The following is a 16084-nucleotide window of genomic DNA, read 5'->3' as shown; positions in this document are numbered from 1 at the left end:
TCTGTCAAGAACAAAGCAACGGGGACGCCCCTTGGGATGTATTATATATACAGCCCTTGTCGGCTCATAGCATTTGGCAATGAGTTGATAGGTGGTACTATATACTTACATCGGCGTGGGGCTTCCAGCGTTGTTCGTTTCGACAGACAGGGCAATGCGAAGGCCTTAATAGCGTGGAACGAGCAGCAGACTGGCTCCGCGCTTCTTTGTATATATACCTTAATAATAATTTGGCAGGTTGGGAGCCTCTGTCATTAAATAGGAAAGGCATGAGGCAGTCTGAACGTGCAAGTATAATGAGAATAGTTTCTGATTTGATAGAGGCTGATGGTATCATTGATGCAAGAGAGATTATCTTTCTTGATTCTTTGCGTGAGAAATATGGAATCAAGAAGGAAGATGAAGTGGCTGCAGCCTCCTATACTTTTGCTGCAGCTTTGAATGAACTTCTTTTGGCTGATGATAGTCTTAAGCATGATTTGATTGGTGATTTCAATCAAACGGCAATGTCTGACAATTATTGTGCAAGGGAAGAGGCTTTGCTGATTCTAGCTTTACGTTGTTGTATGACTATCAATATGGGAAGTTCGGTAACTGTACTTTCCATTGATACATCTGAAATAAAATTTGAAGATACTCAAATTCTTTATGTTGAAAGTGAATTTGATAAGAAAATCAATGAGCAAATCCAAAATAGTTACCGGGAAATCTGTTCGGAGATACGATTAGCGGGTTTTGATTTTGTCTATTTGCCAAAAATAGCGGAGCATTATCAAAGTATTTCTGAAACGGATTTGTATCAGATTGCTGATTTCTTATATCCTAAGGTAAGCTATGAACGACTGCAAGTTATTATTAAGCAGTTGCGTAGCTTGTCAACAGAACGTTTTTGTAAAGACCTATTGGCTGCGAAATTGAATGTGAAAGAGTTTGGACTAGTAAATCCTTCTTTCATGATAAAGATAGGGGAATCTTTTGTTAATGATAGAATGGTGTCGAATTTCTTGCTTGTAGAAATAGAGGATGATGCTCTTGGTACTATTCGTAAAATATTGGATTTGTTGGCAGAAAACTACCATAATCTAAGACTGAATTATTTGCAGGAAGAAACCGGACGTTTTATTTTCCGTGGTTTTTATAAGCAGATCTTTGATATTCTAATGCTTCGTAAGGGTGTGAAGAGTTCTGTTGTCATAGATACGTTAAAAGAGCAAATTTACTTTCCTGAGGCAGATGTCAAGTTGGAGAAAATCCACAGAAGAGAGAAGGCATTGTATGCTTTGTTTTTGTTAGAGTCTATGAGTGGAGGTATCAACTTTAATAAGCCTGTAACAGCCAAACAACTTGAAAGATATCAAAAAAGAATGACTGCTATTATGAAGAAATATCAAATCATCTATAAGAAGTTTGGCGGTGAGGCTGATAAAGCTCCTAATATCTTGGATTATGCAACTCGTGCGCCAATGATTGCATTATTGAAAAAACAGATATTGAAATTGAATGATGTTTTGTTCCATGCAGAAGACTATATAATACAGCGTAATATGTATGGTAACTATGGAGTCAGAATCTCGGCAGATTTGATGACTTATCAGGAAGGTATAGATGAGGGTATAAAACAATTAAAGGATTCTGATGAATGGCAGAGAATCTCAGCCTTGTAAGGTTGCAACTTGTTTATTAGACTTTTTACTCTTGCTAGCTTGCAACGTTTGCATATTTAATAAGGTGTGGAGAAAAATGATTAGCTTTGCACCATCAAACAGATAATAATAACAATTTAAATATTTGAGAATATGATCAATCTTGAAAAAGGACAGCGCATTAGTATGGATAAGGGGCTGTCATTAGTAGGTGTAGGACTCGGTTGGGATCCAAATGAAGGTTCTGGTTATGATTTCGACTTGGATGCTTCTGCATTCATGTTGGGTGAGAATGGTCAGATTCCACAACAGGAATTCTTTGTGTTCTATGGAAATCAGAAAGCTCCAGATGGTTCTGTGGAATCAACAGGCGATGATCTGACTGGTGGAAATAGTGATGGTGGTGATGATGAAACCCTGAATGTTGACTTGACAAAGGTTAGTCAAAATATTAAAGAGATAATCTTTACTGCAACTATTTATAAAGCTGATGAACGTCGCCAGAATTTTGGTCAAGTACGAAATTCTTATATTCGTATCTATGATGCAAAGACAAATACAGAGATAGCTCGTTATGATTTGGATGAGGACTTTTCTATAGAGACAGCTGTAGAGTTTGGTCGTCTGTATCGTCATAATGGAGAATGGAAGTTTGAGGCTATTGGTAATGGTAATAAAGGTGGTCTGCAGGCTCTCGTAAACAAATATGCTAAACAATTTGCATAATCGCTTATGGCTATTAATTTGATTAAAGGTCAACGAGTTGAAATCGAATCTGGTTTGACTCGTTTGAAGGTAGAGATGGGATGGAAGGTGAATCCAAATGCAGACCCTGCATATGATTTGGATGCATCTACTTTCCTGTTGGGTAGCAATGGGCAGATAGAAAACGAATATGATTTTGTTTTCTATGGTTCTGGTAATCAGACTCAGGCTTTAGATGATAATGGAAAACCAATCTTTGATGAAAGTGGCAAACCTGTTATGCGTCCAATATCTTTAGATAAAAGCGTCTTAGGATCTATTGATGATTTAGGTGATGATGACGATGATACTGGAGAGGGAAATGAGGAAATAGAAGTGGATTTGACAAAAACTTCGGCTAAGGTGCAAGAAATCCTTTTTACAGCAAGTATCTATTGGAGTCCATCAGATGCAAATGACCCTGTGAATGCTCCACGAATGAAGTATAATTTTGGTCAGGTCCGTAATGCATATATTCAGATAAAGAATGCAATAAATGGAGAGGTTATTTGCCGTTATGATTTGGATGAAGACTTCTCTACCGATAAAGGTGTTGAATTTGGTCGTTTATATCGTCGTGGTTCTGAATGGAAATTCCAGGCAGTAGGTGAGGCTCATAAAGATGGACTAGAACCTATTTGCAGAAAGTATGCTTCTAAATTTATGTAATTATGGCAATCATTCTAGAAAAGAGCGGTGATACTCATCGCATTAATTTGGAAAAGCCTACAGCGGGCAAGCCTTTTGCTGGTGAGATAGTTATCAATCTTGACTGGAGTAAAGGGGGATTTTTCAAAAATCTCTTTGGCAATGCCATTGATCTGGATTTAGGCTGTTATTATGAGTTGCGTAATGGTAAGAAGATGCTGATAGATGGTTTGCAATTCTCTCATGGTAGAGGAGGCGACCGTCATCATGTGACTCGACAAGGCTGCTATGATATGGTTCCTTATATATGGCATCAAGGCGATGACCGTGGAGGTGGTGCTTCTTCTGGAGAAACCATTCTTGTGAATCCTGTAGGTATCAATGAAATTAAGCGTATTATAGTTTATACCTTTATTTATGAAGGCGTAGCTAAATGGTCGGAGACGAATGCTGTTGTAAAAGTCAAAGTTCCAGGCAATCAAGATGTCATCGTGAAAATGGGGCAACAGTACAGTGACAAAAAGTTCTGTGCGATAGCCCAGCTAGATTTTGCTGGTGATAATTCTATTACAGTGAAGAAACTGGTAACATTTCATGATGGACATCGTGATTGTGACAAGCAATATGGCTGGGGATTCAATTACAGTCCCGGCAGTAAAGATTAATTTTTAAAACTTGATAATTATGGCAATAAAACTTGAAAAAGGACAACGCATCAATCTTGAAAAAGAGACTGGTGCGAAATTGACCAACTTCTGTGTTGGTTGTAACTGGGGAGCTATCATCAAGAAAACTTTCTTTGGTTTGTCTACCTCTGTTGTAGATGTAGATTTGGATCTTAGTTGTATGATGTTTGATGCTAATGGTAATGTGGTTGACCATATTTGGTCTCCTTTATATCAATTCAATGGCAAACTACCTCAAGGTAAGTTGGATTCAAATGATCGTGCTCTTCATCATACAGGTGATGACCTAACAGGTGATCAAAATGGAGATGATGGTCTTGACAATGAGATTATTACTGTTGATTTGAATCGTGTCAGCTATAATGTGAACTCTATCGTGTTCTTTTTGAACATATATAATAATAATGAATATAGTGGTGATTTCTCAGGAATTCCATATGCTTCTATTCGTATGTTTGAGGGTACACCTGAAAGACCACCTAAGCAAGTGTTTGCTCAATATAATGTAGCGACTAAGACAGAATGTGTAGGTAAGCGTGCTCTTGTAATGGGTAAGTTGTACCGACGCAATGGTGAATGGAAATTTGCAGCAATCGGTGATGCGTTTGAAGATAGAACTATCGGACAAACCATTGTTCGTGTGGCAAGAGATTATTCAAAGTAAAATGTTTATAAAATGAGAAGATTACCTGTATATCTACTCCTCGACACTTCGGGTTCTATGTATGGTGAACCTATCGAGGCAGTGAAAAATGGCGTTCAAACGCTTATCTCCACGTTGAGAAGTGATCCGTATGCGTTGGAAACAGCGTATATCAGTATTATCACTTTTAATACATCTGCACAGCAGGTTTCACCTCTTACAGAGTTGGCGGCGTTCCAACAGCCAAACATTGATGCAAGTGGTTGCACAGCATTAGGTGGTGCGTTGGAACTACTATCGCAAAAGATAGATAGTGAGATTACAAAGACCACAGCTGAGGTAAAGGGAGATTGGCGACCATTGGTTTTCATTATGACAGATGGTGAACCGACCGACTCTATTACAAAGGGACTTGAGGAATTCAAGAAGCGTAAGTGTGGTATGGTTGTAGCTTGTGCTGCTGGTCAAGGTGCTAATACCAATACGTTGAAGCAAATCACAGAAAATGTGGTTCAGCTAGATACTGCCGATAGTGCGACTATCAAGGCTTTCTTCAAATGGGTCTCAGCTTCAATCAGTACAAGTAGTAAATCTGTTGAGGATACTGCTTGCGAAGCTACAACAATGAGTGAGTTGCCACCTCCACCACCAGAGGTTAATATCGTAGTATAAATTTTATTAAGGATGGTGCTCTTTAGTAAGAGCATCATCTATAATTTAATCTTTAAACAAATTATGAGTAGAAGATTACCTGTTTATATATTGATAGATACTTCTGGTTCCATGAAAGGTGAACCTATAGAGTCTGTGAAGGTGGGACTGTCGGATATGATAGCATCTTTGCGATTGGATCCATACGCTTTGGAAACGGCTTGTATCAGTATTATAACATACGATAAGGATGTCAAGCAAATTCTTCCTTTGACCGAATTGGAGAACCTTCAATTGCCGGAGATTGTTTGTCCTGAAGCTGGACCAACTCACATGGGAGCTGCTTTGGAATTGTTGTGTCAACGATATGATGTAGAGGTGAATATGGGATCTAAAGAGCAAAAAGGTGATTGGATGCCATTATTGTTTATCTTGACAGATGGAAAACCTTCGGATTTGTTGGCATACGATAATGTGATACCAAAGGTCAAAGCACATCAGTTCACAAATATTGTGGCTTGTGCTGCTGGACCTAAGGCAAAAACTGAACCTTTGAAGAAGCTTACTGACAATGTGTTTACACTTGATACAATGGATAGTAATACATTCAAGAAGTTCTTCCAATGGGTATCAATTAATATCATAGGAGGTGGTAAGACGATGGGAGTTACAGACCAGCTAGAACTGCCTGCACCTCCAACAGAAGTAAATTTAGTGGTATAAAGTGATATGAATTGCAAGATAGTAGGATATGAGTATAAGACTCTTGAAGTGACATTGTCACCAGGAGAATCGTTTTATGCAGAGCGTGGAAGTATTGTCTATGTTGATGAGGCTTTGCAACGTGATGTGGAGTTTAATGGAAGTGGCTCTAGCAATGGTGGATTAGGTAGCCTCTTGGGAGGAGTCTTGAAATCTGCGTTGGCAGGTGAATCTATTTTGATAATCCGTTTCTATAATCCTACAAATACGGAGAGAAAAATGGTACTTTCTGGTAGTTGTTGTGCTCTCGTTCCTATTAGATTGCAAGGAGAAAACTTAATCTGTCGTCGTGGACATTATGTTGCATCCACGAATAAGATAAACTTGAACCTTAATATAAGTCTTCAAGGATTATTGGGTGGAGTAGGACTTTTCCAAAAGATAGATGGTAATGCTACTGTTTTTCTTGATTCCCTTGGTTCCCCAATAGAAAAGATTCTGGGCAATGGGGAAACGATAGAAATTGATGAAAATCATATCGTAGCTTTCAAAGGTTTCTCTCCTTCACAGATTCAGGCAGGTTGGTCTGTTGGTAATGTCTTTCGAGGAGAGGGATTGAGTTTAATGAAGGTGACAGGACCTGGTAAGGTCTATCTGAGTCCTCTACCGATGATAGTCTATAAAAATAACTAACAATAACAAAACAATGAGAAGATTACCTATATATTTCCTCGTTGACGTATCAGAGTCAATGGTAGGAGAGCCAATCCAGCAAGTGCAGGATGGTATGAGAATGATAGTTCAAGAATTGCGTACCGATCCGTATGCTCTTGAAACAGCATATATATCAGTGATAGCTTTTGCTGGTAAAGCAAAAAGTGTAACACCTTTGACGGAATTGTATAAATTCTATCCTCCAACGTTTCCTATTGGTGGAGGTACGTCTTTAGGTGCTGCTCTTAACTTTTTGATGGATGATATGGACAAGTCGTTAGTGAAGACAACCTTGGAGAAAAAAGGTGATTGGAAACCAATCATTTTCCTCTTTACAGATGGAACTCCTACAGATGATCCAACTCCAGCTTTCACTCGTTGGAATCAGAAGTATCGTCATTCAGCTAATATTGTAGCAATATCTATCGGTGATAATGCGAATACGCAGTTGCTGGGACAAATATCAGATAATGTGCTTCGTTTGAATAATACTGATGAAATTTCGTTCAAGTCATTCTTCAAATGGGTTACTGCTTCCATCAAGGCAACAAGCGTTTCTGTGACGGACATGGGTGATGATGAAGTAAAGTTGGCACCTACATCTGGTATAAATCTTGAAAAGGTAGATACTTCTAAGCCTTGTATCATAGATGAGAATTTTGTAGTGTTGGTAGGCAAATGCTCCAATACCAAGAAAACTTATCTCGTAAAATATGCAAAACGAATGGCAGAGTACAAGGACATGGATTACGGAAACCTTGGCTTATTGAAGAATGAGTTTAAGTTGGTTGGTGCTTATCCTATAGATGAAGAAACATATAATAGCTTGTCTGATGGAAGTTCTAACCAGAGTATCAATACAACAGCTTTGCGTGGTGTACCAACCTGTCCTTGTTGTGGCGCCCAATTAGGTGTAGTGGTCTGTGAATGTGGTAATATTATGTGTTCAGACGGAAATACGACAGCTTGCCCTTGGTGTGGTATGGAAGGTTCTTTGGGTGAAATTGCTGCAGGTGGAGCTGATATAACAAGAGGAAGAGGATAAAGCTATGAATGTAGAAAAGATAATAGATATAGTTTGTCAAGGGAAGAACGACGAGAAGGTGGAAGACTTCTTGAAGTTCCTTTCAGACAAATTGTGGAATCAATATAAAGAACATCTGATGGACAATATTTTAGTTGCAGAAAATAAAGTAAAGTCTTTAGCATTTTCGATACCGAATGCTAAAGAAGGAAAGGAATATTCACAGACAGTGAACGTTCCTGATGAAAATATGGTGCTTGTTGAAGTAAGCGGCATATCAGAAGAAATGCATGGCTTAACAATAACTGTGGCAGAGGATGGACATAGTTTTACTATTAGTGGTTTACCAACTTTAGAGCCATTACGTAATGGTGGTACAGCAACGGCAGAATCAACATTTGAACTGACGCTATGCTATAAATATAAAGGTATATTTTTGCCAGAAGATAGACCCGTCTTAGAACGTAAGATACCTTTTGTCATCAATCAAGACCCACGTAAATTGTGGAAGAATTTACCTGTGGATTGGGAAAATATGCCTGAACCACTTTATCAGAATGAAGATGTACAATGTGAATATGTGAAGGTTGAGGCTCTGGATGACGGTGCTCCTCAAAAGGATATTGTAGCTGCCAGCAAGCGTGGCCGTTCGCATGCCCAAGAAGCAAAACCTCGTGATGACCATTTCAAAATGGCTCATCTTGAAAATGGATGGTATATTATGGCTGTTGCTGATGGAGCTGGTTCTGCTCCCTTTTCTCGTGAAGGTTCTCGAATAGCTTGTGAAACGGCAGTCGATTATTGCAAGGAGCAATTGTTGGATAGTAAGAAATTTGAAGAAGAGATAGATACATATGACCAGTTTAAGGAAGACAGCGAAAGCGAGGCTCGTAAAATGGTTGGGGATTATATCTACAAGATTGTTGGTACGGCTGCCTTTCGTGCTCAAAAAGCAATTTATGCTGAGGCTGCTGCACATAATCAACCAACAAAGATTTATGCTACGACTTTATTGTTGACGATTTGCAAGAAGTTTAGTTATGGCTGGTTTGTTGCATCTTTTTGGGTTGGCGATGGTGCAATATGTCTCTATGACAAAGAGATGCATACCGTAAAATTACTTGGTGTACCTGATGAGGGAGAGTTTGCTGGTCAAACTCGATTTTTGACAATGCCAGAGATATTCAAGGATGCGACAGCTTTATACCAGCGTCTTCGCTTTTATATAGTTCCAGATTTTACTGCATTGTTCTTGATGACAGATGGCGTAAGTGACCCAAAGTTTGAAACAGACGCAAACTTGAATAATCCTGATAAATGGGATGCACTTTGGAATGATTTAAAGGAAAATGGGGTGGATTTGTCTGATGATAATGAAGCTGCCAAAGAACAACTTCTTAAATGGTTAGACTTCTGGTCACCAGGTAACCATGATGATAGAACTATTGCAATATTGTATTAGAAAAGTATATTATGGCAAACAAAGTAATATTAAAGGCATCTGATGGCACAACCGTTGAGTTTTATGATGAAATCAAAGCTCAAGGTGGTGTCAAGGATGTTTATTTTTCAATAGACAAGACATACGTTGTCGCTTTTTATCGAAAGACTCTTTCACCAAGTGATAAAAATCGTTTGGAAAATATTGTAGGCCCTTACCATAAACGAATATTTGAGACTGTAGAGGGTAAATATTGGAAAGACTATTTAATTATGCCAGATCGACTTGTTGAATGGAATGGAAAGATCGGTGTGGTCTTACCCTTTTATCCAAGTAAGTATTTCTTTAAAGGTGGGCCCTTTGATGGTAAGGAAAAAGAAGGTAAATGGTTTGCATCTGCAAAATTGAGAAATCGTTTTGTCCCAGCAGACCAAAAGGGTACTTGGCTTTCTGATTTACACATGTGTTTAAAACTAGCTCGTGCTGTCAGAAGGTTGCATGCTGCCGGTCTTGCTCATTCTGATTTATCGTATAAAAATGTGCTTGTAGATCCTATTTCTGGTAATTCTTGTATTATTGATGCTGATGAATTGGTTGTTCCTGGAAAATATGATGCAGGAGTTTTAGGTACACCTGATTTTATAGCACCTGAGGTTATGGAAACCAAAGGCTTGAAGATTGGCGATCCTAATAAAAAACTTCCGAGTATCGCAACAGACCGTCATGCTTTAGCTGTGCTCATATATATGTACTTGCTAAATCGTCATCCTCTGCGAGGTGGCAAAGTATGGGATATAGATCCTGCAAAAGATGAAGAGTTGTCGATGGGAGAAAAGGCTTTATTTATAGAGCATCCGACAGATAAGACAAATCGTGTAAAACCTCAAGATCTAGATAAGAGTCAGTTGCCACAAGGTGACCCTACAAAACTACCATATACAATTTGTGGTCCGTATTTGAAAAAGTTATTTGATAGAGCTTTTATAGATGGACTTCATAATCCTTCTGCTCGTCCAAGTGCTGCCGAATGGGAAGATGCTTTGGTTAAAACTTGTGATCTGGTTCAACCTTGTCAAAATCCGAAATGTGAGGCGCATTGGTATGTCTTTGACAATACTACCAAGCCAAGATGTCCTTTCTGTGGAACAGAATATAAAGGGCAATTGCCTATTCTCAATTTCTATTATGCACCTTCTCACGGAAAGTATATGTCTGAGAATTACAGATTGATGGTGTATGATAAGCAGACTTTGTATAAGTGGCATTCTAATCGTCTGGTTTCTGCAAATGAGAAAACGACAGATGAGGATAAAAAGCCTGTAGGAGACTTCCATTTCTTTAATAATCAATGGATTCTCATCAATCGCCGTTTGCCAGATATGTATGATGCGACGGATAAAAAGCCTATAGGTATTGGGGAATATGTGCCTTTGACAGATGGTAGGCAGATTTTGCTTGATAAAAGTCAAGGAGGTAGATTAATAGTTGTTCAACTTGTAAATAATTAAAATTATGGCTATAGATTTGAATAAAACAGAAGAAACAGTAGAATGTCGATTGAAGATAACTGAAGAAATGAAAGAAAATCTTCTGAAAGCAACCAAATGGATAAAATTTATAAACATAGTAGGTTGTATCTCTATGGGCTTTTTAGCCATTGTTGGTTTTATAGCTATCTTTTGGGGATTTATGGATGGCTATCGAGGAACAGGAAGTAGTATTCCTATGGGTATAATTTATATAATATTAGCTGCTATTTATTATCCTGTTTTAAAGAGAATTTTTTCTTTCATCAATCAAGCTCGTTCAGCTTGCAGGTATGATGATAACAAAGAATTAAACGATATGTTTGATAGTCTGAGATATGTTTCGAAATATTTTGGAATAATTTGTCTTGTCTTTTTGGGAATTTATGCATTTGCTATTATTGTTGCAATAATGGCTACAGTATTCTGATGATATATGAATATTTACGTAATCCGCAACAATCATCGCTTTGGTCCATACGATGAGAAAACTTTACTTTCGTATGTGAACAATGGACAGGTGCTAAAACAAGACAAGGCTATTGCTGATAGTGATAGCTTTGAACGGACAGTTGGCTTTTATTTGAAACGAGCTAACTTGAAGAGTCATGTCCAAAACAAAGGAAATGTATTAGCACAGTTGTCTGCGATAGGTTCGGAGTTAATATTCCCGAAAGCCAAGTTGTTTTCCAAGCAATTCCTTTCAGATCAGCGATTCTTAATCTTGGCTTTAGTGGGATTGTTGCCAATGATTATCATGACCATACCATTAGGAGGATTTTTCATTTTTTATGAGGTCTCATTGTACTTCTCAATAATTTGGGGCTTGTTCTTCTATGCTTGTTTCAAAACTCATCAGGTCAAGTTGAAGACAACTTTGAATGTATTCTTTTTGACTCAACTTTGTGTGTTTGTTGCATGGGATTTGTTAGGATTACCTAAAGTCAATCCTTTCTATGCTTTTACAGGTGTGCATTTTCCTTTTAATCTTCTTGGGTACGTCTTTGGAGTTGGACTTACGGAAGAATTCGGAAAGATGATACCGCTCCTTATTATATTAAGGAAGGCAAAGGAACCGTTAATACCTCAAACGATGGTGTTTTATGGCTTGATGGCAGGAATCTCTTTTGGAGTTTTTGAAGGAGTTCAATATCAGATGACGGTAAATGCTGAGCAGACGTATGATGTTTCGTTCTTCCTGAACATTGCAAGATTGACAAGCTTGCCGTTCCTTCATGCATGTTGGTGCGGTATTGCAGGTTATTTCTTGTCGTTTGCTCATCTCTATCCAAAGTATAGACGAGGATTATATGTTCTTGCAATCAGTATTCCTGCTATAGTTCATGGGTTATATGATTCCTTTGCTGATTTAGGGGCTATTTCGCTTGTTATGGTGTTCTTGGGTTTGATGCTTTTGATGATGTATTTGAAGCAAAGCGTTGATTATCAGTCGAAATTAAGGCAATAAAGAATGACTTATAACCTTGCATGCAAATGTTAGTGTCAAAGAGTGTATAGTGAGTGTAACGTTAGGGGTTCTCGGTCTTGTTGAAAGAAAAGCAATACCTTTGCACCAGAAAATAAAAATAATAACAATTAAAAAATCAAGATTATGGGTATCTTTAATATCTTTAACAAGAAAAGTGATAACGAGAGCGCAGCTACAGTTTCACTTCCAGTAGTAGAACCTTCTGAAGCAAAGGAGGTGGTTGAGAGTGTTGCACCAGTAAAGGAAGAGGCTTCAAGAGAGAATAAGCCTTTGACTGTTTCTTATGCAACAGGTTGGCCTATAGATGTTATCTATGGTTATCTTCATAAGAATTATGAGGATAAGGGCTTTGCTGATGCTATGGTCAAGAGTGACTTGGCTTTCCGTGATTTAAATATGAGTCTCATTCGTAATAAGATACTCATGGTGTTCAGAGAAATCAACCTCAACTATGATGTAATGAAGCAAGACTTGCAGGTACGTATTGACAATTGCAATGCTGCTGGTTTGTTGACCACCGTTGCTGAAATCGAAAAGACCATGTCGCTGATAAATGCTCACAAAGAAGAGTTGAGTCAACTTGAGTTAGATTTTCGTAATAATGCAAATGAGGCTTCCATTCCATTACAATCCTATGATTGTGGATTCTTGAGAGGTATTGCAACAATTGCGATGAGTGGTGCTAAAGGTACGCCGATTTCACATATGCAGAATGTGAACAATATAGCATCTAAGCAAGCTATTGCATAGTTATAGTTGAACTTTAAAAACGAATGTCTTATGAACTGGTGGATTAAATTTGGTTGCAAATTGACAGGTTGGAGTTCAAGTGTTTTGGCTCAGTGCTCTGAGGCAAGTAAAACACAGTTAAGCAAATATACCTCTGCTTTGCTCATCTTGATGATTGTATGGAGTATTACAGGCTTTTGTTTCGCTCAAAGGTATATTGGACTTCCTGTTTGGGGATGCATTTTAGTTTCATTGGTATTCATTACCATAGTGATTATGATTGAACGCCAAATTCTCTTGGCCTTGCACCCAACAAAAAAGTTAGTTGCTTTCAGGTTTGTAATAGCTATTATTATGGCAATTGTTGGCTCGACAATCTTTGACCAGACAATGTTTGGAAAAGATATAGACAAGCAGATGGCTACCACGATAGAACACCAAACACAGACTCTTACGCAGAAGAGAGTAAGTAACATCGATAGTAAGTTGCTGGCATTCCAAGAGGAAAAGGATTCCTTGGATAAGGTCAATTCGGAATTGCAAGCAGACATTAATGCTCATCCTTGGATTGTTCAAAAATCAGTGACCAACAGCCAAGATAGACTTGTTGTCAATGGAAAAATTAAGGTGGTAAACAATCCATCTGTGACAACCAACCAGGTCGCAAATCCAAAACAATCAGTAGTTTCTACTAATAATGAAAAGATAAAGCAAATTGTTTTGCAAGAGATGGATTTGAACAAGAAAAGACTGACTGTAGAGGAAGATACGAGAAAGGAATGTCAGGCAAATGTAGGATTTCTGGAGGAATTAGAGGCAATGGTGTCTATAGTGACGACTCGTAAGGTCGCAGGAGCGTTTTATCTGATTTTCTTTATGTTGTTGATGAGTTTGGAGCTTTTCGTTGTCACAAGTAAAATGGGAGACCAAGAATGTGATTATGAAATGGCAATAAAAGGAGCTGAAAAAGTAAAAATGGCTCAGTTTAATATGGCTTTTAATAGAGTGCAAGCCAAATAATATTCAAATTAATATATTTGAAATGTAATCTTGCAATCAATATATTCATTGATGATGATAATAGGGTGTAACGTTTTAGAAATTGAGCAAAATATCAAAAATGTAGATACCTTTGCATCAGAAAAATAAAGTGTAACAACAAATTAAAAGTAATAATTATGAAAAAGTTTATAGTAGCATTGGTTGCAATGATTGCAACATCAACTGTATCTTTTGGTCAGTCTTATAACTACAATAGTCGTAGAAATGCAACGTATTCTTATGGTGTGAACACTAATACGACAACAGTTAGTGGCTATACTCGTAGTAATGGAACTTATGTAAATGATTATACTCGTACTCAACGCAATAGTACCAATCACGATAACTACTCTACATATGGTAATCACAATCCATATACCGGTACAATAGGAAGTCGTGCTAGAGATTATTCTACACAGTCTTATAACTATGGCTCTGGATATACTGTTCAGACTGGTAGCCGTGGAGGACAGTATTATGTGAATAGCCGTGGCAATAAGGTTTATGTGCCCAAGAGATATTAAAAAGTTTCGGTAGTGTTGAGTAAATATAGTTCTCGGACAAAGTAATATAGATATGGCTATAAATTTAGATAAGAAAGAAAAGAAGAATAGTTGCCTAATGCCATTTTTGGTTGTTTTGGTAATTATTGCCGCTTTAGTTGCAGGTATTGGCTTGTTATGGGGAGTAACTGGTTATATATGGTTCTTGAGAATTTTAGGAGTCATATTTGCTTTTGTCGCTTTCTGTGGATTAAGTTCCGCAAGTGGAGTTGGGTGTTTGATAACTATAATATGTGGTATATTTGCTGCATTATGCTTTTGGGGAGGCAATACAATAGAAAAAAACTATGCAGAGTCTATGCCGTCTGTGAGTACTTCATCTTCCTATGGCTCTGATGTTAGTTCGCAAACTCCAACGTATGAGAACGAAGTTTCTTCACAAGTAGAGGAAGATAGTCCTTACATAGATAATCGTTTGCAAACTGGAGATAGTCCTTATAAAAATATAAGATTATCTGGTAATGAATCGACTATCGAGGTTAAGACATCGGCAGGTGATGAGAACGATGTTGTAGTTATTATTAAGCATAATGGTAAAATTGTAAGAAATGCTTACATACAGGGAGGTGACTCTTATCAATTCTCTGTACCAAACGGAACTTATCAAGTGTTCTTCTATGGAGGAAAAGGATGGAATCCAGACAAGAAAATGGCTGGTGGCTATACAGGAGGTTTTATTACTAATGAGTCCTTCTCGAAAGATAATGCCGTTACTTTGGATTACCAAGGTCTTAACTATGAGTTAATACCACAGCGTAATGGTAACTTTAATACAGAACTGAGTAGTGAAACGGAAATGTTTTAGTGTGATATAAATATGGATTATGAATCATGTCGTGATTTTCTAAAAAGATTGGCCTATGTAATATTAATATGCGTTGCCTTTCATTTTAAATTAGATAATTTTGCATTTATGATAGCATTTATTTTAGTAGTAATAGCGTTGCTCTGCTTTTCCTATTATAAGGCAAAGCAGCAAAAGGCAGATCAAGAAATGGATCGTATTATGAATGCGCCAAGTGGAACTGTGAGCGCAGAAGTTTTACCTTTAAACAATAATTATATGGAAGAAAATCATAAATTAAGTACACGAGACCTTTGTGCCGAAGTCTTGCGTAAGTTAAACTGTGATGTTCAGTTTGATGATGAAAATGAGTATAATATGCATTTCTCATATCAAGGAGAAAATTTTAGCGTGGAAACTTGGGAAGATGGTCTCATGATAACAATTTGGGATACATGGTGGGGAACTGTTGACTTGGATAACCTCGATGATGTTAGCCGTGTACGTAAAGCTATAAATACTATCAATGTTAGACAAGGTTTTACATTGATGTATTCTATAGACGAGAAGAGTCAAAAGTTTGCTGTTCATACCAAACGACAATGCTTGCTTATTCCTCAAATCCCTCAGATAGAAAACTATATGGTTGCAATGCTTACTGGCTTCTTTGATGCTCAACGTAGCTTTAAAGAGGAGTATGATAGACTGAGATTAGAAGAAGAGGCAAATGCTAAAGTTTGATTTAAACGTTCCTGGGGTAAATTGGGAAAGACAGAGATAGGCAATACGAAGAAAGTGTTATGTATTACACTTAAGCAAAAAATCAAATAAATACAATTATATTATGGAACAAAAACATCATTATACAGGCTTGACCGAAGCCCTAGTGCTCGAAAGCAGTAGTAAACATGGTGCCAATATTTTGACGCCACCAGAGAAAGAACCTCTATGGAAACAATTCCTGGAGAAGTTTGGTGCCCCTCTCATTATCATTTTGTTGATAGCAGGAGAGTAGCTAATGAGTCTTTCTCAAAATATAATGCCGTTACTTTGGAT

At 37.7% G+C, this 16084-nt stretch carries 18 protein-coding genes and 1 pseudogene; all 19 read left to right on the top strand.

Annotated features, from left to right (window positions below; all coding sequences use genetic code 11):
- Positions 1 to 269: 269 nt before the first annotated feature.
- On the top strand, positions 270 to 1664 hold the full coding sequence (locus EXN75_RS10775; protein ID WP_134843819.1) for a hypothetical protein: 1395 nt from the start codon (positions 270 to 272) through the stop codon (positions 1662 to 1664).
- A 132-nt stretch (positions 1665 to 1796) separates the two neighbouring features.
- Entirely contained in the window at positions 1797 to 2369 is a 573-nt protein-coding gene (locus tag EXN75_RS10770; RefSeq protein ID WP_089543821.1) for a TerD family protein, read from the top strand.
- Positions 2370 to 2375: 6 nt separating this feature from the next.
- Positions 2376 to 3056, top strand: a complete 681-nt coding sequence (locus tag EXN75_RS10765) for a TerD family protein (RefSeq protein ID WP_134843818.1) — start codon at positions 2376 to 2378, stop codon at positions 3054 to 3056.
- Positions 3057 to 3058: 2 nt separating this feature from the next.
- Positions 3059 to 3700, top strand: a complete 642-nt coding sequence (locus EXN75_RS10760; RefSeq protein ID WP_134843817.1) for a stress protein — start codon at positions 3059 to 3061, stop codon at positions 3698 to 3700.
- 19 nt (positions 3701 to 3719) lie between these two features.
- Positions 3720 to 4385: a TerD family protein gene (locus tag EXN75_RS10755; RefSeq protein ID WP_089543856.1), complete on the top strand. Its 666-nt coding sequence runs from the start codon at positions 3720 to 3722 to the stop codon at positions 4383 to 4385.
- A 12-nt stretch (positions 4386 to 4397) separates the two neighbouring features.
- Positions 4398 to 5036, top strand: a complete 639-nt coding sequence (locus EXN75_RS10750) for a vWA domain-containing protein (protein ID WP_089543818.1) — start codon at positions 4398 to 4400, stop codon at positions 5034 to 5036.
- Positions 5037 to 5099: 63 nt separating this feature from the next.
- Entirely contained in the window at positions 5100 to 5738 is a 639-nt protein-coding gene (locus EXN75_RS10745) for a vWA domain-containing protein (RefSeq protein ID WP_134843816.1), read from the top strand.
- Positions 5739 to 5744: 6 nt separating this feature from the next.
- Positions 5745 to 6410 (top strand): AIM24 family protein, encoded by a 666-nt coding sequence (locus tag EXN75_RS10740; protein ID WP_134843815.1) that lies wholly within the window; start codon positions 5745 to 5747, stop codon positions 6408 to 6410.
- A gap of 13 nt (positions 6411 to 6423) precedes the next feature.
- The gene (locus tag EXN75_RS10735; protein ID WP_134843814.1) at positions 6424 to 7476 is read left to right on the top strand and encodes a TerY-C metal binding domain-containing protein; all 1053 of its coding nucleotides are present in this window, start codon (positions 6424 to 6426) and stop codon (positions 7474 to 7476) included.
- A gap of 4 nt (positions 7477 to 7480) precedes the next feature.
- Positions 7481 to 8917 (top strand): PP2C family serine/threonine-protein phosphatase, encoded by a 1437-nt coding sequence (locus EXN75_RS10730; protein ID WP_134843813.1) that lies wholly within the window; start codon positions 7481 to 7483, stop codon positions 8915 to 8917.
- 11 nt (positions 8918 to 8928) lie between these two features.
- The gene (locus EXN75_RS10725; protein WP_089543813.1) at positions 8929 to 10404 is read left to right on the top strand and encodes a helix-hairpin-helix domain-containing protein; all 1476 of its coding nucleotides are present in this window, start codon (positions 8929 to 8931) and stop codon (positions 10402 to 10404) included.
- A gap of 4 nt (positions 10405 to 10408) precedes the next feature.
- A complete protein-coding gene (locus EXN75_RS10720; RefSeq protein WP_134843812.1) occupies positions 10409 to 10852 on the top strand; it encodes a hypothetical protein in 444 nt (147 codons plus the stop codon).
- A gap of 6 nt (positions 10853 to 10858) precedes the next feature.
- A complete protein-coding gene (locus tag EXN75_RS10715) occupies positions 10859 to 11890 on the top strand; it encodes a PrsW family glutamic-type intramembrane protease (RefSeq protein WP_118191583.1) in 1032 nt (343 codons plus the stop codon).
- A 144-nt stretch (positions 11891 to 12034) separates the two neighbouring features.
- Positions 12035 to 12661, top strand: coding sequence for a hypothetical protein (locus EXN75_RS10710; protein ID WP_117662003.1), 627 nt, complete (start codon positions 12035 to 12037; stop codon positions 12659 to 12661).
- Between the two features lie 30 nt (positions 12662 to 12691).
- Positions 12692 to 13660 carry a DUF4407 domain-containing protein gene (locus EXN75_RS10705; RefSeq protein ID WP_117662004.1) on the top strand — a complete coding sequence of 323 codons (969 nt, stop codon included), beginning with the start codon at positions 12692 to 12694 and terminating at the stop codon, positions 13658 to 13660.
- Between the two features lie 188 nt (positions 13661 to 13848).
- Positions 13849 to 14205 (top strand): hypothetical protein, encoded by a 357-nt coding sequence (locus EXN75_RS10700; protein ID WP_187349088.1) that lies wholly within the window; start codon positions 13849 to 13851, stop codon positions 14203 to 14205.
- Positions 14206 to 14257: 52 nt separating this feature from the next.
- Positions 14258 to 15049, top strand: coding sequence for a hypothetical protein (locus EXN75_RS10695; protein WP_134843811.1), 792 nt, complete (start codon positions 14258 to 14260; stop codon positions 15047 to 15049).
- Between the two features lie 12 nt (positions 15050 to 15061).
- Positions 15062 to 15769: a hypothetical protein gene (locus tag EXN75_RS10690; protein WP_134843810.1), complete on the top strand. Its 708-nt coding sequence runs from the start codon at positions 15062 to 15064 to the stop codon at positions 15767 to 15769.
- Positions 15770 to 15872: 103 nt separating this feature from the next.
- A pseudogene (locus EXN75_RS10685) lies at positions 15873 to 16037 on the top strand (cation-transporting P-type ATPase); the annotation flags it as partial.
- Between the last annotated feature and the right edge of the window lie 47 nt (positions 16038 to 16084).

Source organism: Segatella hominis (assembly GCF_004535825.1).
Lineage (GTDB): Bacteria > Bacteroidota > Bacteroidia > Bacteroidales > Bacteroidaceae > Prevotella > Prevotella hominis.
The sequence above is the reverse complement of the archived record's forward strand: the minus strand, read 5'-3'. Positions and strand labels throughout refer to the sequence as shown.